Origin of the sequence: Streptacidiphilus sp. MAP12-20, from assembly GCF_041262525.1 — a bacterium.
Lineage (GTDB): Bacteria > Actinomycetota > Actinomycetes > Streptomycetales > Streptomycetaceae > Streptacidiphilus.
This window is the reverse complement of sequence record NZ_JBGCCK010000006.1, coordinates 125,321-149,298: the sequence shown is the minus strand read 5'-3', so window position 1 is coordinate 149,298 and position 23,978 is coordinate 125,321. Positions and strand designations below refer to the sequence as shown.

20 protein-coding genes are annotated in these 23,978 nt (G+C 72.7%); 11 read left to right on the top strand and 9 right to left on the bottom strand.

Annotation, left to right across the window (positions count from 1 at the left end; all coding sequences use genetic code 11):
* Positions 1-3: 3 nt before the first annotated feature.
* Entirely contained in the window at positions 4-1,209 is a 1,206-nt protein-coding gene (locus tag ABIA32_RS10055; protein ID WP_370093648.1) for a hypothetical protein, read from the bottom strand.
* Positions 1,209-2,006, bottom strand: coding sequence for a polysaccharide deacetylase family protein (locus ABIA32_RS10050; RefSeq protein WP_370093647.1), 798 nt, complete (start codon positions 2,004-2,006; stop codon positions 1,209-1,211). Before ABIA32_RS10050 ends, ABIA32_RS10055 begins: the two co-directional genes overlap by 1 nt.
* A gap of 149 nt (positions 2,007-2,155) precedes the next feature.
* Here ABIA32_RS10050 and ABIA32_RS10045 point away from each other — a divergent pair, with 149 nt between their 5' ends.
* A complete protein-coding gene (locus ABIA32_RS10045) occupies positions 2,156-2,905 on the top strand; it encodes an enoyl-CoA hydratase/isomerase family protein (RefSeq protein WP_370093803.1) in 750 nt (249 codons plus the stop codon).
* A 311-nt stretch (positions 2,906-3,216) separates the two neighbouring features.
* Positions 3,217-4,323, top strand: coding sequence for a DUF3533 domain-containing protein (locus ABIA32_RS10040; protein WP_370093802.1), 1,107 nt, complete (start codon positions 3,217-3,219; stop codon positions 4,321-4,323).
* 105 nt (positions 4,324-4,428) lie between these two features.
* Here the strand turns inward: ABIA32_RS10040 and ABIA32_RS10035 are convergent, their stop codons facing one another.
* Both ABIA32_RS10035 and ABIA32_RS10030 read right to left on the bottom strand, forming a co-directional pair.
* The gene (locus ABIA32_RS10035; protein WP_370093646.1) at positions 4,429-4,650 is read right to left on the bottom strand and encodes a hypothetical protein; all 222 of its coding nucleotides are present in this window, start codon (positions 4,648-4,650) and stop codon (positions 4,429-4,431) included.
* 14 nt (positions 4,651-4,664) lie between these two features.
* On the bottom strand, positions 4,665-5,828 hold the full coding sequence (locus ABIA32_RS10030; RefSeq protein WP_370093645.1) for an anion permease: 1,164 nt from the start codon (positions 5,826-5,828) through the stop codon (positions 4,665-4,667).
* A 428-nt stretch (positions 5,829-6,256) separates the two neighbouring features.
* Here ABIA32_RS10030 and ABIA32_RS10025 point away from each other — a divergent pair, with 428 nt between their 5' ends.
* Positions 6,257-7,771, top strand: a complete 1,515-nt coding sequence (locus ABIA32_RS10025) for an NlpC/P60 family protein (RefSeq protein ID WP_370093644.1) — start codon at positions 6,257-6,259, stop codon at positions 7,769-7,771.
* Here ABIA32_RS10025 and ABIA32_RS10020 read toward each other — a convergent pair.
* On the bottom strand, positions 7,751-10,057 hold the full coding sequence (locus tag ABIA32_RS10020; RefSeq protein ID WP_370093643.1) for an FdhF/YdeP family oxidoreductase: 2,307 nt from the start codon (positions 10,055-10,057) through the stop codon (positions 7,751-7,753). The two genes, ABIA32_RS10025 and ABIA32_RS10020, sit on opposite strands and share 21 nt — an antisense overlap.
* A 211-nt stretch (positions 10,058-10,268) precedes the next feature.
* Between ABIA32_RS10020 and ABIA32_RS10015 the strand changes: the two genes are divergently transcribed.
* Positions 10,269-11,132, top strand: a complete 864-nt coding sequence (locus ABIA32_RS10015) for a fumarylacetoacetate hydrolase family protein (protein WP_370093642.1) — start codon at positions 10,269-10,271, stop codon at positions 11,130-11,132.
* A gap of 216 nt (positions 11,133-11,348) precedes the next feature.
* Here the strand turns inward: ABIA32_RS10015 and ABIA32_RS10010 are convergent, their stop codons facing one another.
* Both ABIA32_RS10010 and ABIA32_RS10005 read right to left on the bottom strand, forming a co-directional pair.
* Positions 11,349-12,098 carry a TetR/AcrR family transcriptional regulator gene (locus tag ABIA32_RS10010; RefSeq protein WP_370093641.1) on the bottom strand — a complete coding sequence of 250 codons (750 nt, stop codon included), beginning with the start codon at positions 12,096-12,098 and terminating at the stop codon, positions 11,349-11,351.
* A gap of 42 nt (positions 12,099-12,140) precedes the next feature.
* The gene (locus tag ABIA32_RS10005) at positions 12,141-13,061 is read right to left on the bottom strand and encodes a diiron oxygenase (protein ID WP_370093640.1); all 921 of its coding nucleotides are present in this window, start codon (positions 13,059-13,061) and stop codon (positions 12,141-12,143) included.
* A 101-nt stretch (positions 13,062-13,162) separates the two neighbouring features.
* Here ABIA32_RS10005 and ABIA32_RS10000 point away from each other — a divergent pair, with 101 nt between their 5' ends.
* From ABIA32_RS10000 to ABIA32_RS09985, 4 genes are all read left to right on the top strand, one after another.
* On the top strand, positions 13,163-13,867 hold the full coding sequence (locus ABIA32_RS10000) for a rhomboid-like protein (protein ID WP_370093639.1): 705 nt from the start codon (positions 13,163-13,165) through the stop codon (positions 13,865-13,867).
* Between the two features lie 43 nt (positions 13,868-13,910).
* Positions 13,911-15,629 (top strand): DUF885 domain-containing protein, encoded by a 1,719-nt coding sequence (locus tag ABIA32_RS09995; protein WP_370093638.1) that lies wholly within the window; start codon positions 13,911-13,913, stop codon positions 15,627-15,629.
* A gap of 983 nt (positions 15,630-16,612) precedes the next feature.
* Positions 16,613-18,694: a DUF4139 domain-containing protein gene (locus ABIA32_RS09990; protein ID WP_370093637.1), complete on the top strand. Its 2,082-nt coding sequence runs from the start codon at positions 16,613-16,615 to the stop codon at positions 18,692-18,694.
* Complete coding sequence (locus ABIA32_RS09985; RefSeq protein ID WP_370093636.1) at positions 18,691-20,379, top strand: mucoidy inhibitor MuiA family protein; 1,689 nt, start codon at positions 18,691-18,693, stop codon at positions 20,377-20,379. The genes ABIA32_RS09990 and ABIA32_RS09985 overlap by 4 nt, the downstream gene beginning before the upstream one ends.
* A gap of 11 nt (positions 20,380-20,390) precedes the next feature.
* On the opposite strand, the gene ABIA32_RS09980 is transcribed toward ABIA32_RS09985, so the two are convergent.
* A complete protein-coding gene (locus ABIA32_RS09980) occupies positions 20,391-20,525 on the bottom strand; it encodes a hypothetical protein (protein ID WP_370093635.1) in 135 nt (44 codons plus the stop codon).
* Between the two features lie 162 nt (positions 20,526-20,687).
* Between ABIA32_RS09980 and ABIA32_RS09975 the strand changes: the two genes are divergently transcribed.
* Together ABIA32_RS09975 and ABIA32_RS09970 are read left to right on the top strand one after the other, a co-directional pair.
* On the top strand, positions 20,688-21,350 hold the full coding sequence (locus ABIA32_RS09975) for a prepilin peptidase (protein ID WP_370093634.1): 663 nt from the start codon (positions 20,688-20,690) through the stop codon (positions 21,348-21,350).
* Positions 21,351-21,471: 121 nt separating this feature from the next.
* Positions 21,472-22,995, top strand: a complete 1,524-nt coding sequence (locus ABIA32_RS09970) for an aromatic amino acid ammonia-lyase (RefSeq protein ID WP_370093633.1) — start codon at positions 21,472-21,474, stop codon at positions 22,993-22,995.
* Between the two features lie 4 nt (positions 22,996-22,999).
* On the opposite strand, the gene ABIA32_RS09965 is transcribed toward ABIA32_RS09970, so the two are convergent.
* Positions 23,000-23,431: a MarR family winged helix-turn-helix transcriptional regulator gene (locus ABIA32_RS09965; RefSeq protein WP_370093632.1), complete on the bottom strand. Its 432-nt coding sequence runs from the start codon at positions 23,429-23,431 to the stop codon at positions 23,000-23,002.
* A gap of 59 nt (positions 23,432-23,490) precedes the next feature.
* Here ABIA32_RS09965 and ABIA32_RS09960 point away from each other — a divergent pair, with 59 nt between their 5' ends.
* On the top strand, positions 23,491-23,823 hold the full coding sequence (locus ABIA32_RS09960) for a YrdB family protein (protein ID WP_370093631.1): 333 nt from the start codon (positions 23,491-23,493) through the stop codon (positions 23,821-23,823).
* Positions 23,824-23,978 lie beyond the last annotated feature (155 nt).

The window sequence follows — 23,978 nt, the reverse complement described above, 5'->3', positions numbered from 1 at the left end:
CTCTCAGCGGAAGATGCCCGTGTGGCCGAGCGAGTAGCGGCCCGGCTGCGGGTAGACGCAGAGCCCGTGTGGGCCGTCGCCGACCGGGATCTTCGCCAGCAGCTTGCCGTCCGCTGTCGACATCGCGTAGACGACGCTGCTGTAGCGGCCGGAGAGCCAGAGCACCTTGCCGTCGGCGGAGACCCCGCCCATGTCGGGGCTGCCGCCGCCGGGGATCCACCACTTGTGGACCAGTTGGCCCGTCGCGAAGTCGAGCACCGAGACCGACCCCTCGCCGCGGTTGGAGATGTAGAGGCTCTTCGAGTCGCGGCTGACGTACAGGCCGTGCGCGCCCGCGCCGGTCGGCAGCAGCTGCGGCTTGGAGAAGGTGTCGCCGTTCAGCTCCCAGACGCCGTTGGCCATCATGTCGGCGACGTACCAGACCTTGCCGTCGGGCGAGATCTTGACGTCCTGAGGCATCGAGCCGTTCATCGGGATCTTCTGCTTCGCGATGATCTCCATCTTCGCGGTGTCGACCTTGAGCAGGTCGCCGGAGAACTCGCAGGAGACGATGAAGTACTTGCCGTCGGGAGAGAAGTCGGCGTGGTTGACGCCCGCGCACTGGGACGGGATCGCCTTGACCGTCTTCATCGTGTGCGCGTCCCGGAAGACCAGCTGGTGGTCGGCGGAGGCCATGACCACGGCGTACTTGCCGTCCGGGGTGAAGTAGAGGTTGTACGGGTCGTGCACGTCGACCGTCTGGCCCGCCTTGCCGGTGGCCGGGTCGATCGGGGTGAGCGTGTTGCCGAGGTCGTTGTTGACCCAGAGGGTCTTCAGGTCCCAGGAGGGGACGACGTGCTGCGGTTGGTCGCCGACCGGGATCGTGTCGATCACCTTGTAGGTCGCCGGGTCGATGACGCTGACCGTGTTGGTGAGCGTGTTCGGCACGTAGACCCGGGAGGGGAAGTTCTTCACCACCGGCGAGAGTTCGTTCGGCCGGTCGGCGGCGTAGACGTCGGTGGGGGAGAGCGGCGGCGGCATTCCCGGCAGGTAGGCGTCGCCGCTCTTCGCCTGCTCGGCGGTCCCCGCCGTCGGTGAGTCGACCGCCGGCTTCGCGGCGGGCTTCTGGACGGTGTTCTGCGTCGGGCTGCCGCCGGAGGAGCAGGCCGTGGTGACCAGCAGCGTGGCGGCGCTCAGTGCGGCGGCGGTGGCGAGGTGGTGAGTGCGCATCAGCTCAGCAGCTCCGAGGTCGTGACAGCGCTCAGTCCGCGCTGGTGCAGGCCGTCAAGGATCCCGGGCAGGGCGGCCACGGTGCCGCTGTGCCCGAAGTGCAGAGAGACCACGGACCCGGCCCGCGCCTGGTCGAGCACCGTCCGGGTGACCGCGGTGGCGCCGGGGTCCTGGTAGTCGAGCGAGTCGACGTCGTAGGAAAGGCAGTGCGCGTACCCGGCGCGGCGCGCCTGGGCGGCGACGGCGGGGGTGCAGTCCTGCGCCTGCGAGGGACGGAACCAGGTCCCGATGCTGCCGGTCAGCTCACGCAGGCGCTGCGCGCAGCGGGCGATCTCGGCGTACGCCTCCTCGGCGGGGAGCGCGGAGATGGCGCGGTGGTTCTGGGTGTGGTTGCCGAGCTCGTGGCCGCCGTCCAGGATCCGCTTGGCCAGCTCGGGGTAGGCGTCGAGCCAGCTGCCGACGGCCATCACGGTGACCCGCGCGTGCGCCCGCTCGGCCTCGGCGAGCAGGCTGCGGGCGATGGCGGGGTCGCCCTGGCCGTGGAAGGTGAGCGCGAGCCGGTGCGTGGTGGTCGGCCCGGACTGGATCTCGAAGGGGAGACCCTGGGCAAGCGCGGGGCCTGCGGACGCGCTCGGGCTGCCGATTGTGCCGGGCACGGCGGCGTGGCTGGGCAGCGAATCGGTGCCGCGTGTCGCACCCTGCTTCGTGCTGCTCGCGCTCGCGCACGCGCCGAGCAGGGAGGCGGCGGCGCCGAGCGTGGCGCTGCGCAGGACGGTTCGTCGGTCCAGGGGGCTCACTGTCCCGACGATATGCAGAACGTCACATATCCGCGCGCCGAGTACCTGACGGACGATCGGAGTGCGGCAGGCCGACCGATCGAGGAGAACAGGTGCTCACAAGCGACCGTAAAGAGCTCGACTACGGCGTCCCCGGACTCCGCCTCGCCCTGGGCGAGGACGGCATCGCCGTGCTCACCCTCGACCGGCCGGAGAAGCGGAACGCCCTCACTCGGGCGCAGTGGGCCGCGCTGCCGCAGCTGCTCGACCGGCTGGCGCGGGAGCCCGGCGTTCGAGTGCTGCTGCTGACCGGCTCGGGCGGGGCGTTCAGCGCCGGGGCGGACATCGGCGAGCTGGCCGGCGTCTACGCGAGCCCGGAGGCGGCGGACGAGTACCACGCGATCAACGTCGCGGCGGAGACCGCGCTCGCGGACTTCCCGCACCCGACCCTGGCGGTCGTCGACGGTCCCTGCGTGGGCGGCGGCTGCCAGCTCGCGGTGGCCTGTGATCTTCGGTTCGCCTCGCGCGGCGCGCGCTTCGGGATCACCCCGGCGCGTCTCGGCATCGTTTATCCGGCGGTACCCACCGCGCGGCTCGCACGCTTGCTCGGACCGGCTCGTACAAAGTATCTGCTGTATTCGGCCGAACTGGTGACGGCGGACCAGGCACTGGTCTTCGGCCTCGTCGACGAGGTGGCGGAGGATGCGGCAGCGCTGGACGCTCGGGCGCTGGCCTTCGCCCACGTGCTGGCCGGCCGCTCGGCGCAGACGCAGGGCGCGGTCAAGGCGGTCGTCGACGCGACCGTCACGGGCGGCGACCCGCAGGCTGCGGTGGCAGCGTGGGAGCGCGCCTCCCGCACCTCCCCTGACGTCCCCGAGGGCCTCGCCGCGTTCTTGGAGCGCCGCGCGCCCCGCTTCTAGCGCAGAGGCTCAGTTGCAACCACCCAGGGGCGCGGGGCTCTGCTGATTTGCGCCTCCGGCGCGTGGGCGCGACAGGTCACGACGGTGGGCCCGTTGCACTCTCCCCAGGGGCGCGGGGAACTGCGCGACAAGCCACCCGCGAGGTAGAGCACCGAACGCACAGGGCCATCCGCACGGGGGCACCTCCCGGCCGAAGGCTGGGGGAGGGTGGTTCCTCGCGCCCCTGAGTACCGGCGTGGCAGCACCGGCCGGGAGCAGCCGAAATATAGTGTTCTGTCCGTTTCATGCCTCAAGGACGAACGGACGACCCGATGGCCAGTGGAGTGAGCGGGAACAGGGCCCCGAAAGGCGGACGCGGCTTCGTCGCCGAGCTGAAGGACGCCGTCAACGGCCGCACGGCCCTGCTCGTGGTGGCGGTGCTCCTGCTCCAGTTGGGGTTCATCGTGTCCTACATCGGCGCCCTGCATCACCCCTTCCCCGACAAGGCGTCCATCGGCGTCGTCGCACCGCAGCAGGTCAGCGCGCAGACGGTGGCCGGGTTGAACGGGCTGCCCAAGCACGTGCTGGACGCGAAGCCGGTCGCGGACGAGGCGGCAGCGACCAAGGAGATGACGGACCAGAAGCTCTACTCGGCACTGGTGGTGAACCCGGCTGGCACGCAGGACAAGCTGCTGGTCGCCAACGCCTCAGGGCCGGCGCTGGCCACGGCGATCAGCCAGGTCGTCACCGCGGCAGAGAAGCAGCAGGGCCGGACCATCGCCGTCAGCGACGTGGTGCCGCTGGCCGACGGGGACGCCGAGGGGCTGTCCGGCTTCTACCTGGCGATCGGCTGGTGCGTCGGCGGGTACCTCGTCGCCTCGCTGCTCGGCATCAGCGCGGGCACCCGGCCGGCCAACCTCCGGCGGGCGGTCATCCGGCTGGGCGCACTGCTGCTCTACTCGATCGCGGCCGGCATCGGCGGAGCGGTGATCGCGGGCCCGATCCTGAACGCGCTGCCGGGCAGTCTGATGGCCCTGTGGGGTGTCGGCACCCTCGTCGTCTTCGGCGTCGGCGCGGTGACGATGGCGCTGGAGTGCTTCTTCGACGTCATCGGCATCGGGATCGCCGTGCTGCTCTTCGTGATCCTCGGGAACCCGAGCTCCGGCGGGGTCTTCCCGCCGCCGCTGATGCCGGCCTTCTGGCGGGCCATCGGCCCATGGCTGCCGAACGGCGCCGGCACCAGCCTGAACCGCTCGATCGCCTACTTCGACGGGACGGCGATCACCAAGCCGCTGCTGGTGCTGATCGCCTGGGTCGTCGTCGGCGTGGCCGCGACGCTCGTCGCCACGGCGATGAGGCCACGCGGCGGCCGTCCGGACCTCGCCAAGGCCGACTCGCCGAACGCCCGAGCCTCGACGGCGAGCGTCCCGTCCTTCTGAGGTCGTTCGGCCGCAGAACCCGAAGGGGCCCGCGGTCCCGCCTCTCCACATCTCCGTGGAGCGGCCAGGCCGCGGGCCCCTTCGTTTGCGTTCAGCCGGTCGGGACTACTTCTTGCTCCAGATCAGGAACAGTCCGTAGGCCACCGCGCTCGCGCAGGCGCCGAAGCAGATCACCGCCGCGCCGAGCGAAGCGGTCGCCGCCCCGCCGGAGACCCGCTCCTTGCGGCTCAGCGCCGCGATGCCGGCGCAGAACGCACCGACCACGGCCAGCGTGATCAGCAGACTCAGACCGAAGGTGCTGCCGAGCGCAGCCCACTTGATGCTCATCTCGGATCGTCTCCTCAGGCCGCGACGGGCGTGGTGGCGGGGGTGGTCGGCGGGACCTCGGTCGCGAGGGAGATCTCCTCGGCGACGACGTTGCCGGCGTCGACCTTCTGGCGACGCGACAGCAGGTAGATCCAGGTCGAGAAGCCCGCTCCGAGGACGGCCAGCGCGATCTCGCCCCAGGCGCCCTGGTCGGCCAGGAGCACGCCCAGGCCGCCGACAGCGCCCGCGGCCGGCAGCGTGAGGCCCCAGGCGTAGGCCATCTTGCGCGCCGTCGACCAGTGCACGACGCCGTCGGCGCGGCCCTTGCCGGCGCCCATGATGCCGCCGGAGCAGACGTGCGTGGTGGACAGGCCGTAGCCCATGTGCGAGGAGGTCAGGATGACCGTGGCCGCCGCGGTCTGCGCGGTGAAGCCCTGGGCGGGCTCGATCTCGGTGATGCCCTTGCCCATGGTGCGGACGATGCGCCAGCCGCCGATGTACGTGCCGGCCGCGATCGCCACGCCGGAGGCGAGGATGACCCAGAGCGGCGGGTTGGCGCCGGGGGCCAGCGAGCCTGCCGTGATCAGGGTCAGGGTGATGACGCCCATGGTCTTCTGCGCGTCGTTGGTGCCGTGCGCGACGGAGACCAGTGCGGCCGAGGCGATCTGGCCCGCCTTGAAGCCCTTGGTAGTGGTGGCCGCGTCGCTCTTGCGGGTCGCCCTGTAGGCCAGCTTGGTCGCGCCCCAGGCGGCCAGGCCCGCGACGATCGGGGAGGCGATCGCCGGGATCAGGATCTTGGTGACGACCACGTCGAAGTGGACGCCGTTCGTGCCGACGGCCATCAGCGTCGCGCCGATCAGGCCGCCGTAGAGGGCGTGCGAGGAACTGGACGGGATGCCGCGCAGCCAGGTGACGAGGTTCCAGACGATCGCGCCGATCAGAGCGGCGAAGACGATCTGCGGCTTGAGGCCGGCCTTCTCGTCGAGGATTCCGCCGGAGATGGTCTTGGCGACGGCGACGGAGAGGAAGGCTCCGCCCAGATTCAGCACTGCGGAGATCGCGACGGCGACCTTGGGCCGCAGGGCTCCGGTGGCGATCGAGGTGGCCATCGAGTTGGCCGTGTCGTGGAAGCCGTTGGTGAAGTCGAAGGCGAGTGCCGTGATCACTACGGCGGTCACCAGGAACGAGATGTGTCCCATGCCCAAACAATCGTCTCAGCGGAAGCGACGGTCGCCGCGTGCGTGACCGTAGGGACCTTCGGTGAACGGAAGGTTAACTGACGCACTATTCGAGGTTGATGTAGCCAGCGAAACATGACAAAAGGTGCATAGCTTGATCTTCTGTTTACGGAGTCGCCCGTACGGTGTCTGGCCTCCAGCGTTCAACTCCCGTTTGTCGTGCGGGGGCGTGAGTCATGCGTCACATTCACTGACGGGTGGTCGGCTGAGTAGGAAACGGCCCCCGGTGTGCCAGGTGTGAGAGCTCTCAGAATCCAGGACGTGTACTGCCGTCCGCGGCGGCGCCGTGGGAGGATCGCCCACGGCCGCAGGGTGGGCGGGCTCCAGGGGCGGGGCCGTCCGGACGCGGCGTGACGAAGGGGCGGGGCGAAGTGCTGGGCAACGGGGGCATGCGACGACGTCCATGGCTGCGCGGAGCGCTGCGCTGCGGCGTGCTGCTCGCGGCGGTGTCGCTGGCGGTCCTGCCGGCGGGCATGGCGAGCGCGGCGCCGAGCGGCAGCGGCAGTGGTGTCGGCGGCGGCGTGACGGCGACCGGCGGGATGGCCGGTCTGACCCAGGCCGAGCAGACGCTGCTGCCGATCCTGAACCGCCTGCACGCGCTCTATCAGCAGATGGAGACGGCGACCCAGAAGTACGACGCCATGTCCGAGCAGCTGACCCAGGCCCAGACCGACGTGCTGGAGCTCAAGGTCCAGGTCGAGGACGCGCAGGCGCAGGTCGACGCGGGCACCGCGATGGCCGGCGCGCTGGCCTCGCAGCAGTACCGCGACGGGGCGGTCTCCGACCTGACCCGGCTGCTCTTCGCCGACAACCCGCAGGCCATGATGCACGGCAAGGAGCTGCTCGACGCGGCCGCCCACTCCCAGGCGGACCTGCTCGCTCAGCTCGCCACGGACCAGGCCGCGCTGGTCACCTCGCAGAACGCCGCGGTGAGCGCCCAGCAGCGCGTCCAGCAGTTGGTCGCGGCCCAGGCCAAGGTGAAGGACGGCATCAACAAGGAGCTCACCAGCGTCGAGCAGTTGGTCTCCAACCTGACCGGCGTGCAGCGCGCGGAGCTCTCGCAGCTGGAGCAGCAGCAGGCCAGTGCGGCCCAGCTCGCACTCCTGGCCTCCGGCGCACTGGGCAAGAACGGCACGAAGCCGTCCGCCGCGGGCGCCGCGGCGGTCGCGTACGCGTTCGCGCAGTTGGGCAAGCCCTACGTCTGGGGCGGCGCCGGACCGCAGGTCTTCGACTGCTCGGGACTGACCTCGCAGGCCTGGCTGCACGCCGGGATGCCGATCCCGCGCACCAGCGAGGAGCAGTGGGCTCAGCTGACCCACGTCCCGCTGAACCAGCTGCGTCCGGGCGACCTGATCCTCTACTTCTCCGGCGCCAGCCACGTCGCCCTCTACATCGGGGGCGGCCTGGTGATCCAGGCCCCGCACCCGGGCGCCTACGTGGACATCGCGCCGATCGCGCAGAACCCCATCCTGGGCGCGGTCCGGCCCGACCCGCAGGACGCCTCGCTCGGCAGCTACACCCCGCCGACCGCGCCCCCTGCCTCGACCGACCCGCAGCCGATCGGCCCGATCACGCCGGTCCAGACCCCGGTCCCGACGCCCAAGCCCACGCCGAAGCCGACGCCCAAGCCGACTGCGCCCCCGACCGTCACCCCGACGCCCGAGCCGACCGGGTCACCGAGCGGGACGCCGACGGGGAACCCCAGCGGGACCCCGACGGCCAAGCCCACGCCGAGCCCGAGCGTCACGCCCTCGACCACGGCCACTCCGTCGGCCGGCGTCACGTCCTCGGCCCGCGCCTCGGCGTCGGCTCCGGTGTCCGCGTCAGGGTCGGCCTCAGGGTCGGCCTCCGGGGCGGCTGCCGCGAAGCCCTCCGCCTCCGGCTCAGCCGCCGCTGGGGAGTGAGTCCGGCTCCAGCCTGATCACGACCGACTTCGAGGTCGGCGTGTTGCTGGTCTCGGCCGTGCTGTCCAGCGGGACCAGCACGTTCGTCTCCGGGTAGTACGCCGCCGCGCAGCCGCGCGTGGTCGGATAGTGCACGACCCGGAAGTGCGGCGCGCGCCGTTCCACGCCGTCGCTCCACTCGCTGACCAGGTCGACGTACGCGCCCTCGGCCACGCCGTGCGCCGCCGCGTCCTCGGGGTGCAGCAGCACCACCCGGCGACCGCCGATGATGCCGCGGTAGCGGTCGTCGAGGCCGTAGATCGTGGTGTTGTACTGGTCGTGCGAGCGCAGCGTCTGCAGCAGCAGTCGGCCCTCGGGGACGACCGGCGCGGTCATCGCGTTGACGGTGAAGTTCGCCTTGCCCGTCGTGGTGGGGAAGGCCCGCTTGTCGCGCGGCGCGTGCGGGAGCGTGAAGCCGCCCGGCGACTCGATCTTGACGTTGTAGTTCTCGAAGCCGGGGATCACCCGCGCGATGCGGTCGCGGATGTTGTTGTAGGAGGCGTTGAAGTCCTCCCACGGCACGGTGTTCTTCGGGCCGAGCGTGCGGCGCGCCAGCTTGCAGACGATGGCGACCTCGGAGTGCAGCTCGGGGGCCGGCGGCCGCAGCGCGCCGCGCGAGGCGTGCACCATGCCCATCGAGTCCTCGACGGTGACCTGCTGCGGGCCCGACGCCTGGCGGTCCTGGTCGGTCCGGCCGAGCGTGGGCAGGATCAGCGCGCGCGAGCCGGTTACGACGTGCGAGCGGTTCAGCTTGGTGGAGACGTGCACGGTCAGCCGACAGCCGCGCATGGCCGCCTCGGTGACCTCGGTGTCGGGGGAGGCCGCGACGAAGTTGCCGCCCATGGCGAAGAAGACCTTCACCTTGCCGTCGCGCATGCCGCGGATCGTGTCCACCACGTCCAGGCCGTGCTCGCGCGGCGGCTCGAAGTGGAACTCCTTGCCGAGCGCGTCCAGGAAGGCGGCACTGGGCCGCTCGAAGATGCCCATGGTCCGGTCGCCCTGGACGTTGCTGTGCCCGCGCACCGGGCAGACGCCGGCACCCTGTCGTCCCACATTGCCGCGCAGCAGCAGGAAGTTGACGACCTCGCGGATCGTCGGCACCGAGTGCTGGTGCTGCGTCAGGCCCATGGCCCAGCAAACGATGATTTTCTCCGACTTCAGCACCAGCTCCGAGAGTTCAAGGATCTGACTGTCCGGCAGGCCGGTGGCCGCGTGCACCTCCGCCCAGTCGGTGGCGCGGGCCTCGGCGGCGAACTCCTCGAATCCGGCGCAGTGCTCCTCGATGAACGCCCGGTCCAGCACCTCACCCGGGTGTTTCTCCTCGGCCTCCAGCAGCAGCAGGTTCAGCGCGCGGAAGAGCGCCAGGTCGCCGCCGAGCCGGATCTGGAGGAAGAGATCGGTCAGCTTGGTGCCGCCGCCGATCAGTCCGCGCGCGCTCTGCGGGTCCTTGAACCGCTCGAGACCCGCCTCGGGAAGCGGGTTCACACTGACGATCGTCGCGCCCGCGCGCTTGGCGCGCTCCAGCGCGGAGAGCATCCGCGGGTGGTTGGTGCCCGGGTTCTGCCCGGCGACGATGATCAGGTCCGCCTGGTAGAGGTCCTTGAGGCTGACGCTGCCCTTGCCGACGCCCAGCGTCTCGGTCAGCGCCGAGCCGGAGGACTCGTGGCACATGTTCGAGCAGTCGGGCAGGTTGTTGGTGCCGAGCTGGCGGGCGAAGAGCTGGTAGACGAAGGCGGCCTCGTTGGAGGTCCGGCCGGAGGTGTAGAACGCGGCCTGGTCGGGGGTGTCCAGCGCCTTGAGCTCGTCCGCGACCAGTTGCAGCGCGTCGTCCCAGGAGACGGGGGTGTAGTGGGTGGCGCCCTCGTCCAGCAGCATCGGCGTGGTGAGCCGGCCCTGCTGGCCGAGCCAGTAGCCGCTGCGCTCCGCGAGTTCGGCGACGGAGTGCTCGGCGAAGAACTCAGGACCGATCCGGCGCAGCGTCGCCTCCTCGGCGACGGCCTTCGCGCCGTTCTCGCAGAATTCGGCGACGTGGGTGTGGTCCGGCTCCGGCCAGGCGCAGCCGGGGCAGTCGAAGCCGTCCGGCTGGTTCAGCTTGAGGAGGGTCTTCACCGCGCGCGGCAGGCCCATCTGCGCGGCGGCCATCCGCGTGGTGTGCCGGAGCGCGGGGATACCCGCGGCCGCGTGCTGCGGCGCGCCGGTCGAGGGCGCGTCCTGCGCCGGGTCCGTCGCGGGAGCCTTGCGCGCCATGCGCCTCACCTTTCGTCGTCTTCGGGCACATCCTTTCACCTCCGGCCGAATGAGTGAATCGGTCTATTCAGTTTTTGCCTCCGCGTTGGTTACCCGTCCGTATGGCGGGCCTGTCATGGCCTCTGTCGGTCCCCTTTGATAGAAACGCATCTCTGACTCCAAGCGACGGTGGGCGACCGGACCGTCCCGATCGCAAGGTGGGTGATCGCAGGTGCGTTTCCTGCGCATAGGACCGGCGGGCGCCGAGCGGCCCGCGCTGCTCGCCGCGGACGCGGCGGGTGCCTTCGACCTGTCCGCGCTCACGCCGGACATCGACGGCACGTTCCTCGCTTCGCTGACGGCCGAGCGCCGCGCGGAGATAGCCGCACGCGCGGACGCGGGCGAGTTCCCGCTCGTCCCGCTGGCCGGCCTCCGCGTCGGCGCGCCGGTGGCGCGTCCGGGCAAGGTCGTCTGTATCGGCCTCAACTACAGCGACCACGCCCGCGAAACGGGCGCGGCGATCCCGGCGGAGCCGGTGGTCTTCATGAAGGCGAGCGACACGGTCATCGGCCCCGACGACGAGGTCCTGGTCCCGCGCGGCAGCGAGAAGACGGACTACGAGATCGAACTCGCGATCGTCATCGGCGCGGAGGCCCGCTACCTCGCCTCCCCGGCGGACGCGGCGGCGGTGATCGCGGGCTACACGATCACCAACGACGTCTCCGAGCGCGAATGGCAGCTGGAGCGCGGCGGCACCTGGGACAAGGGCAAGTCCTGCGAGACCTTCAACCCGATGGGCCCCTGGTTGGTCACGTCGGACGAGGTGGCCGACCCCCAGACGCTCGGGCTGCGCCTGCGCGTCAACGGCGAGCTCCGGCAGAACGGCTCGACCGCGAACATGATCTTCGATGTGCGGCATGTGGTCTGGTACCTCAGCCAGTTCATGGTCCTCCACCCGGGCGACGTGGTGAACACCGGCACCCCGGCCGGCGTCGCCATGGGCACCCCCGGCCAGCCGTGGCTCCGCCCGGGCGACGTGATGGAACTGGAGATCGACGGCTTGGGCGTTCAGCGCCAGGTTCTCGGCAAGGCGTAAGGCTTCGGCAATAGGGCCAGTTGCAACATCTCAGGGGCGCGAGGAACTGCGCGACAAGCCACTGAAGTGGTGGGTCGCCGCGCGAACAGGGCCATCCGCACTGGGTGGTTTCTCGCGCAGTTCCTCGCGCCCCTGGGGGTAGTGCAACGTCTCCTTATCTGGAGGGCGGCGCGGCTTGGCCGCGCGGTTCCTCGCGCCCCTTCAGGCCGTGCCGGCCTACTCCTCCGGGAGGAGCAGGCCGCCGAGGCCCTCGATCAGTTTGGCGCCCGGGCCCGCGCCGTCGTAGTGGGTGAGCAGACGGCGCAGCACCCGCGCGCTCTGCGCGTCGTGCAGCGCGGTCACCGCGAACATCGCCACGAACTCGTCCACCAGCCAGTCGCGCAGCGACTCGACGCTGCCGACGTCGCCCTCGTCCAGCCAGGTCAGCGCCGTCGCCTCGACCACCGCCACCCACGAGCGGATCAGCAGCCCGAGGCGGGGGCCGGGGTCCTCGACCCCCAGGTGTTCGACGATGTTCGTGAACGCCGCCCGGCGGACCTCGTCCACCATCGCCGTCGTGCGCTGCGTCTCCACCGCCGAGCCGCCGCGCAGCAGCGCGCCGTAGCCGGCCGCGTGCTCGCGGACGAAGGAGAGGTAGCGGTCGAGCGCATGCGCCAGCCGCTCCGTCGGCGTGCCCTCGGAGGGCTCGACGAAGCGGCGGGTCAGCTCGCTCGCGGCGGTGCGCAGCGCGGCCTCGTACAACTGCTGCTTCCCGCCAGGGAAGTAGCGGTAGACCAGCGGTCGGGACGCGCCCGCCGCGGCGGCGACCTCGTCGAGCGAGACCTCCTCCGGCGCGTGCCGGCTGAAGAGTTCGAGCGCGACCGCGATCAACTGCTCGCGGCGCTGCTCCACCGGCAGCCGCCGGTACGGTCCGCGGCGGGCGCGCGGCGCGGTCGCGGGGGTCTCGTCAGCGGTCGCTCGGGTCACCCGCCCAGACTACGGCCTTGCAGCGGTGCGGAACCGGCAAGGTCAGAGGAGGCCCGCCTGTCGCCACCGCGCCCGCTCCGCGCGGCCGTGGATCACGCCGATCTCCTCCAGGAACTCGACCAACTTCTCGGCGGACCAGCGCAGCGTCTCCCGTCGGTGCTCGCTGGCGCGCGCCTCGCGCAGCGCCTCGCCGATGTCCAGGCCGACCGCGCCGTAGACCTTCGGGCTGATCAGCGAGCGCGAGACGACCACCGCCGACTCGCCGGAGGTCAGCCGCGTGTAGGCGCGCTCCCAGGCCGGGGCCGTCGCCATCTGGCGGCGCAGCTCCTCGCGGGCGTAGCGCACGTGGCGGGCCTCCTCGATCACGTGGATCCGGGTGATGCCGCGCAGCAGCGGCTGCACGCTCTCGTCGGGAAAGGTCGCCCGCTGTGTGCGGTCCAGGATCTCCTCGGCGAGCAGCGTGGCCATGAACGCGGCCGGAGTCGGCGCCGTGGTCTTCATGATCCGGCCGAGGAAGCGGGTCGTGCCGCTCGGCCCGTACCAGGGGGTCTCCAGTTTGGTGAGCAGCCTCGCGAACATCTTCGAGTGCCGGCACTCGTCCGCCACCTCGGTCAGGGCGTAGCGGACATGACCGGTGCGCGGGTCCATGGCGTAGATGTGACGGGAGAGCAGCTGCATCAGGATGATCTCGAACCAGATCCCGGCCGAGGCGATGCTCGCGGACTCGTGACGCGAGAGCTCGATCCGCTGCTCCTCGCTCATCCGCTCCCAGAGCGGTGTCCCGTAGAGGGAGACCAGGTGCGCGGGCATGAACCAGAGGCCGGGGACGAGCGGTGCGTCCCAGTCCAGCTCGGTGTCGGGGTCGAAGGAGTGCCGGGCGGAGGCCGCCAGCAGGCGCTCGGCGACCTGCTCGCGTTCGCTGAGCAGGGAGCTTCCTTCGCTCGGTGAGGTCGTCGTCGCCATGGTTTTATAAGACTGCTTGTCAGCAAGAGTGTCAATGGCTGCGACGCCACCGCCTTCGGCGCATCAGCGGGACACACAGGTCATATGTGCAGAATGGCCCCATGAAGCGCGCGGTCCACCAGGTCTGGTCCTACCTCCGAGCGGCGCCCGGCACGTACATCTGGCTGCTGGTCCTCGGCCTCAACACCTTGGCGCTCACGCAGATGTCGCCCCGCTACAAGCACTGGTTCCTGGCGACCCACAGCACCAACCTGGCCGGGCTCAGCCATCACCCCGTCAAAGTGCTGATCAGCAGCGCGTTCTGGACCGAGACGCCCAGCTTCCTCTTCTGGTTCCTGCTCTTCAACCTCTTCCTCGTCCCCGCCGAACGGTGGCTCGGCACCGCCCGCTGGCTTGTCGTCGTGGTCCTCGCGCACGTGGGAGCGACGTTGATCAGCGAGGGCGCCGTGCGCCTCCTCATCGACGCGCACGCGCTCTCGCGGCGGGAGGAGTTCGTCGTCGACATCGGCGTCAGCTACGGGCTTTCGGGTGGCGTCGGGGTGCTGGTGTGGGCGTTCGCCCGGCCGTGGCGGTGGTGGTACCTCGGGCTGTCGACGGCCTTCTTCTGCGGCCTGCTGGCCGTCGGCACCAACTTCACCAACCTGGGCCACCTCTGCGCCTACCTGATCGGCGTCGCCTGTTACCCGATCACCCGCGGTCGAAGGGGAGGCGGGTGGACCCCGGCCCTGTTTCGGCAGCGGATCAACCGGGCAGGCATCCGCCTACGCAGCCGAGGTCCCGGCAGGTTCCGGCAACCCGAACCGTAAATCGCGGGTGTAGCACCCCTCTCCGTGGTGCAGGATGACGGGCATGGCAGATTCCCTCCCCTCGTCCCCTGCGGCCGCGTCCGAGGACCGCCCGGCGACGCCGCGACAGATCGCAGACGCCTACGTCGACGCGATGGTCGAACTCAACCCGATCGTCGCCGCCGAGCTCGGCGTCAACCCGACCGACCCGCGCCAGCCCGACCTCTCGCCACAGGGCTTCGACGGCACGGCCGAGCTCGCCCGCGAGGCGCTGGCCCGTCTCGACGCGCTCCCCGCCGAGGCGCTGGCGGACCCCGCGGAGGCCGCCTGCGCGCGGCTGCTGCGCGAGCGGCTGACCGCGGAGCTCGCCGTCCACGAGGCCGGCGACCATCTGCGCTCGCTGAGCAACATCGCGGCGCCGATCCACTGGGTGCGTCAGATCTTCTCCTCGACCCCGAGCGAGACCGAGGCGGACTGGGCCACCCACGTCGGCCGGATGGGCAACCTCGCCGGTGCGGTCCGCGGCTACCAGGAGACGCTGGCGGAGGGCCTCCGTCGCGACCTGGTCAACGGACCCCGGCAGGTGCAGACCGTGGACACCCAGCTCGGAGCCTGGTTCGAGGGCGAGAACAGCTGGTACGCGTCCTTCGCGGCGGACTGCCCCGACTCACAGCGCCCCGCGCTCGACGCCGCCGCCGAGTCGGCGAAGGCGGCGGTCGCGGAGTTCCGCACCTGGCTGCGTGACACCTACGGGCCGGTCGCCGCGACCCGCCCCGACGTCGCAGGCCGCGAGCTCTACCTCCGCTCCGCGCGCCTGCACACCGGCGCGGATCTGGACCTCGACGAGGCCTACGCCTGGGCCTGGACCGAGTTCCACCGCCTGGACGGCGAGATCCACGCCGAGGCCGCGAAGGTGAAGCCGGGCGCGACGCCGATGGAGGCCATCGAGTACCTGGAGACCGCGGGCCACGCCGTCGAGGGCGTCGAGGAGATCCGCGCCTGGCTGCAGAACGTCATGGACCAGGCCATCGAGGAGCTGGACGGCACGCACTTCGACATCCAGGGCCCGATCCGCCGCGTCGAATCCCGCATCGCCCCTGCGGGCAGCGCGGCAGCGCCCTACTACTCGCAGCCGAGCCTGGACTTCTCGCGTCCGGGCCGCACCTGGCTGCCGACGCTGGACCGGGAGTCCTTCCCGACCTGGCAGCTCGTCAGCACCTGGTACCACGAGGGCGTTCCCGGCCACCACCTGCAGCTGGCCTCCTGGGTCGCGGCGGCGGAGTCGCTGTCGACGTACCAGGTCAGCCTGGGCATGGTGAGCGCGAACGTGGAGGGCTGGGCGCTGTACGCGGAGCGCCTCATGGACGAGCTCGGCTACTTCGCCGACCCGGCGCGCCGGCTCGGGTTCCTGGACGAGCAGATGCTGCGCACGATCCGCGTGATCATGGACATCGGCATGCACCTGGGCCTGACCATTCCGGCCGACTCTCCCTTCCGCCCGGGCGAGACCTGGACGCCGGAGCTGGCCTCGGAGTTCTTCGCGGCCTACAGCGGCTGCCCGGCGGACATGCGGGAGAGCGAGATCGTCCGCTACCTGGGCTGGCCGGGCCAGGCCATCGGCTACAAGCTCGGCGAACGCGCCTGGCGCGCGGGCCGCGCGGCTGCGCAGGCCGCGGCGGAGGCCCGCGGCGAGACCTTCGACCTGAAGGCCTGGCACATGCGCGCCCTGGCCCAGGGCTCCTTCGGCCTGGACGACCTGGTCCGGGAGCTGACGGCCCTGTAAGGGCCGGGCCGCGCTGCCATTCGGGATGGGCCGCGCTGCTTCGCGCCTTCGTCTTCGGCGGGGGCTGCTCTGCCTCTCCGGGGCGGGCGGTCCGCTCTGTCGGGCCGGGCGGCTCCGCCCGGTCGGGTCCCGGCGGTCCGGCGTGGCCTTCCGGGGTGGGCGGTCCGCGCTGCCCCTTCGGGATGGGCCGCGCTGCTTCGCGCCTTCGTCTTCGGCGGGGGCTGCTCTGCCTCTCCGGGGCGGGCGGTCCGCTCTGTCGGGCCGGGCGGCTGCGCCCGGTCGGGTCCCGGCGGTCCGGCGTGGCCCTCCGGGGCGAGCGGTCCGCGCTGCCCCTTCGGGCCGGGCTGTCGCTTCGGGCCGGGCCGCGCTGCTTCGCGCCTTCGTCTCCGGCGGGGGCTGCTCTGCCTCTCCGGGGCGGGCGGTCCGCTCTGTCGGGCCGGGCGGCTGCGCCCGGTCGGGTCCCGGCGGTCCGGCGTGGCCTTCCGGGGTGGGCGGTCCGTTCCGGCGGGGGCTGCTCTGCCTCTCCGGGGCGGGCGGTCCGCTCTGTCGGGCCGGGCGGCTGCGCCCGGTCGGGTCCCGGCCGTCCGGCGTGGCCCTCCGGGGCGGGCGGTCCGTCCTGCTCCTTTGGGCTCCGGCCGTCCGGCGTGGCCCTGCGGGGCCGGGACGAGGGCTCCGCTCCTCCGGCCCGGGAGTGGCCGGGGATGCGCGTGGGCAGGCGGCGCAGGGCGCTTCCTCGGCCGGAGGCCGGGTGCGCCTTGGCGTGCCGTCGGCCCGGTCCGGGTCGTGGCTCCGCCGGGGCGGCGCCGGGTAGGTGGGTCGGCTGCGGGGCTTCAGGCCGAAAGGCCGGGCGCCCGCCGGCGCTGACCCCGCCCGCCGGTCCGACGGGTGCCGGGCGCAGCCCGCTCCGTGGGTGTCGCCGCTTCCCGGGCCGCGGGGCGTCGTTGGGGTTACCGTAAGGACCTCGGCTACCCGGAGGGGGTCATGTGGACCGCGAAGTGGTAGGGGAGTCGCGGCTGGACTCCGTCACCGTCTACGCCTCGGGCGCGCTCTGCCGCCGTCGCGTCGTGTTCACGCCCGCCGGAGACGTCACGCGGCTGCGGCTGCCCGGGCTCCCGCTCGCGCTGGACGCGCACTCGCTGCGCGCCCGCGTGCTCGGCGCGCTCGCGGGCCTGCGGGTGACCGACGCGCGGCGTGAGATCCGCGCCGAGGTCGTCCCCGGCGAGCGGCTCGCGACCCTGCAGCGCGAGCTCGACGTCGCCGAGGAGACGCACGACGCCGCCCGCGCGCGGCGCGACCGGATCGCGGCCCGCGTGGACGCCACCGCCGCGCTCCGCGCCGTGCCGCCGACGCCCCGTCGCGGCGACCCGCCGCGCCCCGCCCCGGTCGACGCGCTGCTCGCGCTCGCCGCGTTCGTCGACGAGCGCCTCACGGCGTTGCACGCGCGATTGCTCGCCGCGGAGGACGCGCTCGCCCTCGCCGAGCACGTACACGACACCGCCCGGCACCGGCTCGGCGAGGCCTCCCATGCTCTCCCCACCGAGTCCACCCGCACGACCGTCGACGCCGTCGTGACCATCACTCGCGGCGAGCTGCCCCTCAGCCAGGAGACGGGGGCGGAGACGGAGTTGGAGCTTGAGTACGTCGTCCCCGGGGCGACCTGGTTCCCCGCCTACCAACTGAGCCTCGCCCAGGACACCGGCACCGGCGGCCTCGCCCTGCGGGCGAACATCGCGCAGCGGACCGGTGAGGACTGGACCGGCGTCCGACTCAGCCTCTCCACCGCGGATCTGCAACGCCGAGCCGCGCTGCCCGAGCTTCGGTCGATCCGGCTCGGACGGCGTCAGGACGAGGCACCCGTGCCGCAGTGGCGCGAGCCGCCCGCCGGGCTGTCCGAACTCTTCGACGGCTACGACAGCGCGTCCCCGCGTCGGCCGCTCTCCGTCCGACCGGGAGGAGCTCTCGCCGCCGGGAAGGCGGTGGCCGTGCCTGCGGTCGCCATGGCCTACGAGCCTCAGGCGGCGAGTGCCCCGGCTCCGGTCCTGCGTCGGGCTGCGGCCCGGCGCGGTGCAGGGCAGGAGCCGGTGCGGGCGCAGTACACCGCCGCCGGGGCGGGGGCGTTCACGCCAGCCGTGCCTCAAGCGCCCGGCGGTCCGCCGCCGCCCGCCGCCCACGGCGCAGCCCTCTCGGTCTTCGCGCCGACGCCCGAGCCCACCCTGGACCCCGCGCTCAGTGACTACGCCGACCTCGTCCTCGCCGGTCCGGACGCCGAGCAGGGCGACGCGCGCGGCACCCTCGCCCCCGACGCGGGCGGTCCCGCCGGCCGCTCCCCGATCGAGGCCGAGTACCGCCGTCGCGCCCTGGCCGTCAACGCCCTGACCGCGCCGCCCCACGCCGTCCCCGTCAGTCGCGCGTCCACCTCGTTCGCCTACCGCTTCGACACGGCCGCGCCCGTCGACGTCCCGGCCGACGGGGTCTGGCACAGCGTGCCCGTCGACGACTTCCCGGTCGGGCTGACGCCGCAGCACCTCTGCGTCCCGGCCCTGGACCCGCAGGTCTACGCCGCCGTCGAGCTGACCAACACCAGCCCCCACCCGCTGCTTCCCGGTCCGGTCGACGTGCTGGTCGACGGCCAGTACACCGCCACCGTGCCGATGCCGTCGCTCGCGCCCGGCGAGAGCCGTCGGATCGGGATCGGCGTGGAGGAGGGCGTGCGCGTCGCCCGCCGCAGCCGCACCAGCGAGTCGACCACCGGCCTGCGCGCGGGCACGAGTGTGGTCGCTCGCAGCGTCGAGATCGACGTCGTCAACCGTCTGGGCCGGGCGGTCTCGCTGGAACTGCTCGAGCGGGTCCCGGTCAGTGACGAGAAGGACGTCCGCGTCGAGGACACGGCCGCGACGCCGCCGTGGACGGTCGTCCCGCCCGAGGAGGACGAGGAGCGCCGACGCGGGCTGCGCCGCTGGCGGATCGTCGTCCCGCCGGGCGGCACCGCCGCGCTGCGCGCCGGCTACGAGCTCCGCCTCCCGGCCGACAAGGCCGTCCTCGGCGGTAACCGGAGGGACGCATGACCGAGCAGCACGCACGAGAGGCCGTGGAGACCGTTCCGGCGGCCCCGATCCCCCTGCCGGTCACCGCCGCGACCCTGCTGGAGGACCGCGCCGAGCTCACCCGCACCGCTCGCCTCGGCGCGCTGCCGCCCGGCGTCCACCGGCTCCGCCTAGGCCCGGTGACCCCGCTCGCCGTCGACCGCTCGCTGCGCGGCGAGCTGACCGCCGGCCCGAACGGCCGGACGCCCGGCCGGGTGCTGGAACTGCGGGTCGTCCGTCGCTGGACGGCCGAACCGCCCGCCTCCGCCGTCGGCGGCCCGCCGCCCGACGCGTCCGAGGTGGAACGCCGCGTGCACGACCTCTCCGAACAGCTGCGCCGGGCGGAGCTCGAGCTCGCGCGCCGGGAGAGCCGGGTCGCGGTGCTGGACCAGTTGCTGACGGAGTTGCAGCGGGAGATCACCGAAGGCGCGGGCGCGGGGGAGTCGCGGCCCGAGACCTGGGCCGAAGGCCTGGACCGGGCCGAGGCCGAGCAGGAAACGCAGGCTGAGCTGCTGCGCGACGCCCGCTTCCGCCGCGCCCGGCTCAAGCAGGAGCTGATCGAGGCCCAACTGGCCTGGGAGAACGCCGAAGACCGGCCCATGGTGCTGACCGCGCACCTGGAAGCCGCCGTCGAGATCGCCGACGCTGCAGAATCCCACGCCGCCGAGGTCGAGCTGACCGTGCGCCACCTCGTCCCCTGCGCGCTGTGGCGTCCCGCCTACCGCGCCACGCTCGACGAGGGCGAGGCCCCCCAACTCCTGCTGGAGCGCGACGCGTTCCTCTGGCAGCGCACCGGTGAGCCGTGGACGGACGTCCGGATCACGCTCTCCACCGCCCGCCCGGCCCGTGCCGCCGCACCGCCCTACCTGCCGCAGGACGTGATCGTGCTGCGCGACCGCAGCGCCGAGGAGCGCCGCACGATCGAGGTCGACCTGCGCGAAGTCGAGATCCCCGACCTCGGCCCCGAGGCATTCGGCGACGACGGCACGACTCCTGCGCCCGCCCTCTCCGCCCTCCCCGGCGTGGACGACGGCGGCGAGGCCCGGCGGCTCGTCGTGCCGGAACCGGTGACCGTGCCCAGCGACGGACGCGCCCACCGCGTCGCGCTCGGCCGGACCGGAGCCGCCGCGACGCTGGAGCTCAGCAGCGTGCCGGAGCTGTCGCCCCTGGTGGTCCGCACGGCCAGGTTCCGCAACACCAGTGGCCAGGTACTGCTCTCCGGCCCGGTCGACCTCGTCAGGGGCAGTGGTTTCGTCGGGCGCGGCGAGCTGCGCTTCACCGCTGCCGACGCCCCCGCCGAGCTCTGCTTCGGCAGCGAGGACACCTTCCGCGTGGTCCGCACGATCACCGAGACGCGCGGCGCGGGCACGCTCACCGGCGCGATCACCGGTCGTTCGGTGCGCAGCCGGGCGGTCGGCATCTCGCTCTCCCGCTTCGCGCCCGCTGACGCGGGCCCGGTCCGGGTGGTGCTGCGCGAGCGGATCCCGGTGTCGGAGGTCGCGGCGGTGGAGGTCCGCGTGGACAAGGACCGGACGGTTCCGCCGCCGGACGCCGTCGACGCGGACGGCATCGTCCGCTGGGAGCTCACCCTCGCCCCGGACGAGCGCCGCTCGCTGCTGCTGCGCTACGACATCCTCGCCGCGCGCAGCGTCGCCATGCCGGACTGAGCGGCTCGGACTCAGACGAGTGAGCTGCCCGCGCGAACGATGACCGCCCCGAGCAGCGGGACGGCGACCAGGGCGAAGCCGAACCCGGTCACCGACTGTGCGAACGCCGCCGCGGCGAATGTCAGGAACACCAGCAAGGTGATCATCACGCCTCCTCCGCGCGGTCCGGCACCGTAACAGTCGTCCGACGGGCGAAGTTCGCCCAAAACGAGCACGTCCGGAGGCACCCTGCGCAAGGATGACCCCACCGCGACCGCCCGCACCACGCACCCGCCGGCCGACAGGCCAAGCGAGAACGGAGCGCCGCCATGTCCGATGCCACCCCCGCGCCATACGGCCCCGGCGCCCCCGTCAGCGAGGCCGGCGAGGACGGCGAGACCTACGAGGTCGCGGCTGAGGCGGAGCCGGTCGGCCGACCGCTGCGCATCTTCCCGCGTCCCGACGCCGAGACGCGCGGCGTGCTGCGCGCCGACGCGCTCCCGATCGCACTCGGCGCGGCGGCCGTGATCGTCGCGCTCGCGTTCCACGACGGATGGTCGCTGCTGCTCCCGGCGCACGCCGCCTTCGCGGTCTTCGCCGCCGCGCTCACCGTGCTCGACGCCCGCCTGCGCCGCCTGCCGGACGCGCTCACCTACCCGGCGTACCCGGCCCTGCTGCTCCTGCTCTGCCTGCCGGGCGACGGCGGCCCGCTCTTCCGTGCCGTCCTCGGCGCGCTCGCGCTCGCCCTCGGCTACTACGTCCTGGCGCTCTTCGGCGGCGCGGGCCTCGGCGACGTGAAGGCGTCCGGCCTGGTCGGCCTGGTACTCGGCTACCTCGGCTGGCGGACGATACTGACCGGCACGGTCTACGCCGCCCTGCTCGCAGGCGTCTGGGCGATCGTCCTGCTCGCCACCCGCCGTGCCGGCCGACGCAGTCAGCTCGCCTTCGGTCCGTTCCTGATGACGGGCGCCGTGCTGGCCATCCTGGTCTGACGCGTCGCCTGCCCTGCTGCACCCGGCGCGCGGGGGATGCTTGCGCGGCGGGCCCTCCTGGCTGCTCAATGGTGCGACTCGCTCTCACCCGGCCTCCGGCTCTCCCCGTCCAGGACCGCCCATGCGCACCGACGCCGTCCCGCTCCCACCGGCCCGCAGCTCCGCCACCGCCGGTGCCGCTGCCACCGCCGGTGCCGCTGCCGCGCGGCCGCTCACCCTCACCGGCCGGGACCTCGCCCCCGCCGACGTCGCCGCTCTCGCGCGGCGCGCCCTTCGCCCGGCCGTCGATCCCGCCGCCCGCGCCCGCGTCGCCGCCGCTCGTGACGCCGCGCTGCGCGCGACCGCGCGCAAGCGCGTCTACGGGCACACCACCGGCGTCGGCGTGAACCGCACCACCGAGGTGCCCGCGTCCGCGGCCGACGCGTTCGGGATGAACCTGCTGCGCAGCCACAGCGGCGGCATCGGCCCCGTCGTGCCGGACGAGCAGGCGCGCGCGATGCTCGCGGTGCGGCTGAACCAGCTGCTCGGCGCCGGCTCCGCCCTGGGCCTCGACGTCGTCGACAGGATCGCCGAAGCCCTCGCTTCCGGTCACGTCCCGACCGTCCACGCCTACGGCGCCGTCGGCACCGCGGACCTCTCCGCGCTCGGCGAGCTCGGTCTCACCCTCGCGGGCGAACTGCCCTGGCACGGCGGCGATCCGGGAGCAGAACCGCCCTGGCCGGTCCCACTGACGCACTGGGACGCGCTGCCGCTGATGTCCAGCAGCGCGCTGACCATAGGCCAGACCGCACTCGCCGCCACCGACCTGGCCCGCCTCCTCGACCGCGTGCCGCTCGTCGCTGCCCTGACGCTCACCGCGGTGCGCGGCTCCGCCGAGCCGTACGCGCAGCAGGTCCACGCCCGTCGCCCGCACCCCGGCGCGACCCGGCTCGCCGCCCATATGCGCGACCTCCTCGCGGACGCGGACTGGGAGGCCCCGCTCGTCCAGGACCCCTTCGGCCTGCGCTGCCTCCCGCAGGTCCACGGCGCGGCGATGGAGGCGGCGGACGCACTGGACCGCATCCTCGCCGTCGAACTGAACGCCGCAGCCGAGAACCCGCTGCTTGACGCCGACGGGCTCGACTACCACCACCACGGCGGATTCCACCAGGCCGGCCTGGCCCTGGCCGGCGACCAGTACCGGCTCGCGCTGCTCGGCACCGCCCAGCTCTCCACCGCCCGCCTCGGCGTCCTCGTCGAGCCCGCGTTCACCGGCCTCGCCCCCTACCTGGCCGCCGACGTGCAGGGCAGCAGCGGCATCATGATCACCGAATACGCGGCCCAGTCCGCCCTGGCCGAACTCCGCGCCTTCGCCCAGCCGGTGACCCTCGGCCACGCCGTCCTGTCGCGCGGCGTCGAGGAACACGCCAGCTTCGCCTCCACCGGCGCCCGCCGGCTCCTCGACTCGGTGGAGCCCTTCCGCCTCGTCCTGGCCTGCGAACTCCTCGCCGCCGTCCGCGCCCTCCACCTCCGCGGACTGACCCCCGCCGGCACCGGTGAACTCCGCGCCTTCTTCGACCGCGCCCGCGCGGCCCTGGACACGGACATCGCCGACCAGCAGCTCACCGCCGCCGTCACCACGGCGGCGGAGTTGCTGATGACATGACGCTTCATCGCCCGGTCAATACGCCCAACGCCTCTGCCAGTGCCGCCCGCTGCCTCGGCGTCAGATCAGCCAGCAGCTCCTCGTCCAGCGCGCGAGCCACCGCTTCGCACCGCGCCAGCAGCGCACGCCCGACCTCGGTGAGCGTCAGGACCTGCCGCCGTCGATCGTTCACATCCCGGGTCCGCTGCACCGCGCCGAGCGCCTCCAGCTGATCCGCCAGCGTCACCACCAGGCTCGGCGCCACCCCCAGCCGCGCGGCCAGCTCCTGCTGCGACTCGGCGGCGACCGCCGCCAGCGCCGTCATCAGGCCGGCGTGCTTGGGCTTCAGCCCCAGCCCCTCCACCGCTCGCGCGAATCTGCTCTCGGCGACCGCGCCCAGCGTGCCGAGCTGAAAGACGGCGGTGGACGGCAGCCCGTTCCCCTTGACATCGCTCACGTCGAGAACGGTACCTTAGAAATATCATTCACAGCTCGAATGATTCATGGAGAGATGAGATGCTCTGGACTGCCCTCAAGGACGCCAACCTGCTCCTTGCGTTCCTCCTCGAACTCGCCGTCTACGCCTCCGCAGCCTGGTGGGCCTGGACCCGCCCCCGGCGCCGCCCCCGCCGCCACTGGCTCAGGCCCTTCGCCGCCTTGGCGACGGTCTCCCTCTTCGCCATCGTCTGGGGAACCTTCTGTGCCCCCTCGGCGACCTTCCCCCTCCATGGCCTCACCCGCGCCGCCGTCGAGCTGGCCTGGTACGGCGCGGGCGCTGCCGCGCTGGCATGTCGAACCGTCAGAACGCCATGTGCGGGGGCGATTCGCTTTGTAGGGTGGCGCCGTTGATATGTCCATGGAGCAGCTGGGGACCACTGGGGGACTGATGCCGGCGCCGTTCACGTTCGTCGACCGCGACGAGAGCATGGCCGGCCTGCTTGAGCTGGTCCGCCGCTCGGGTCAGGCGATGGCCGTTGAGGCGGGCGCGGGCATGGGGAAGTCGG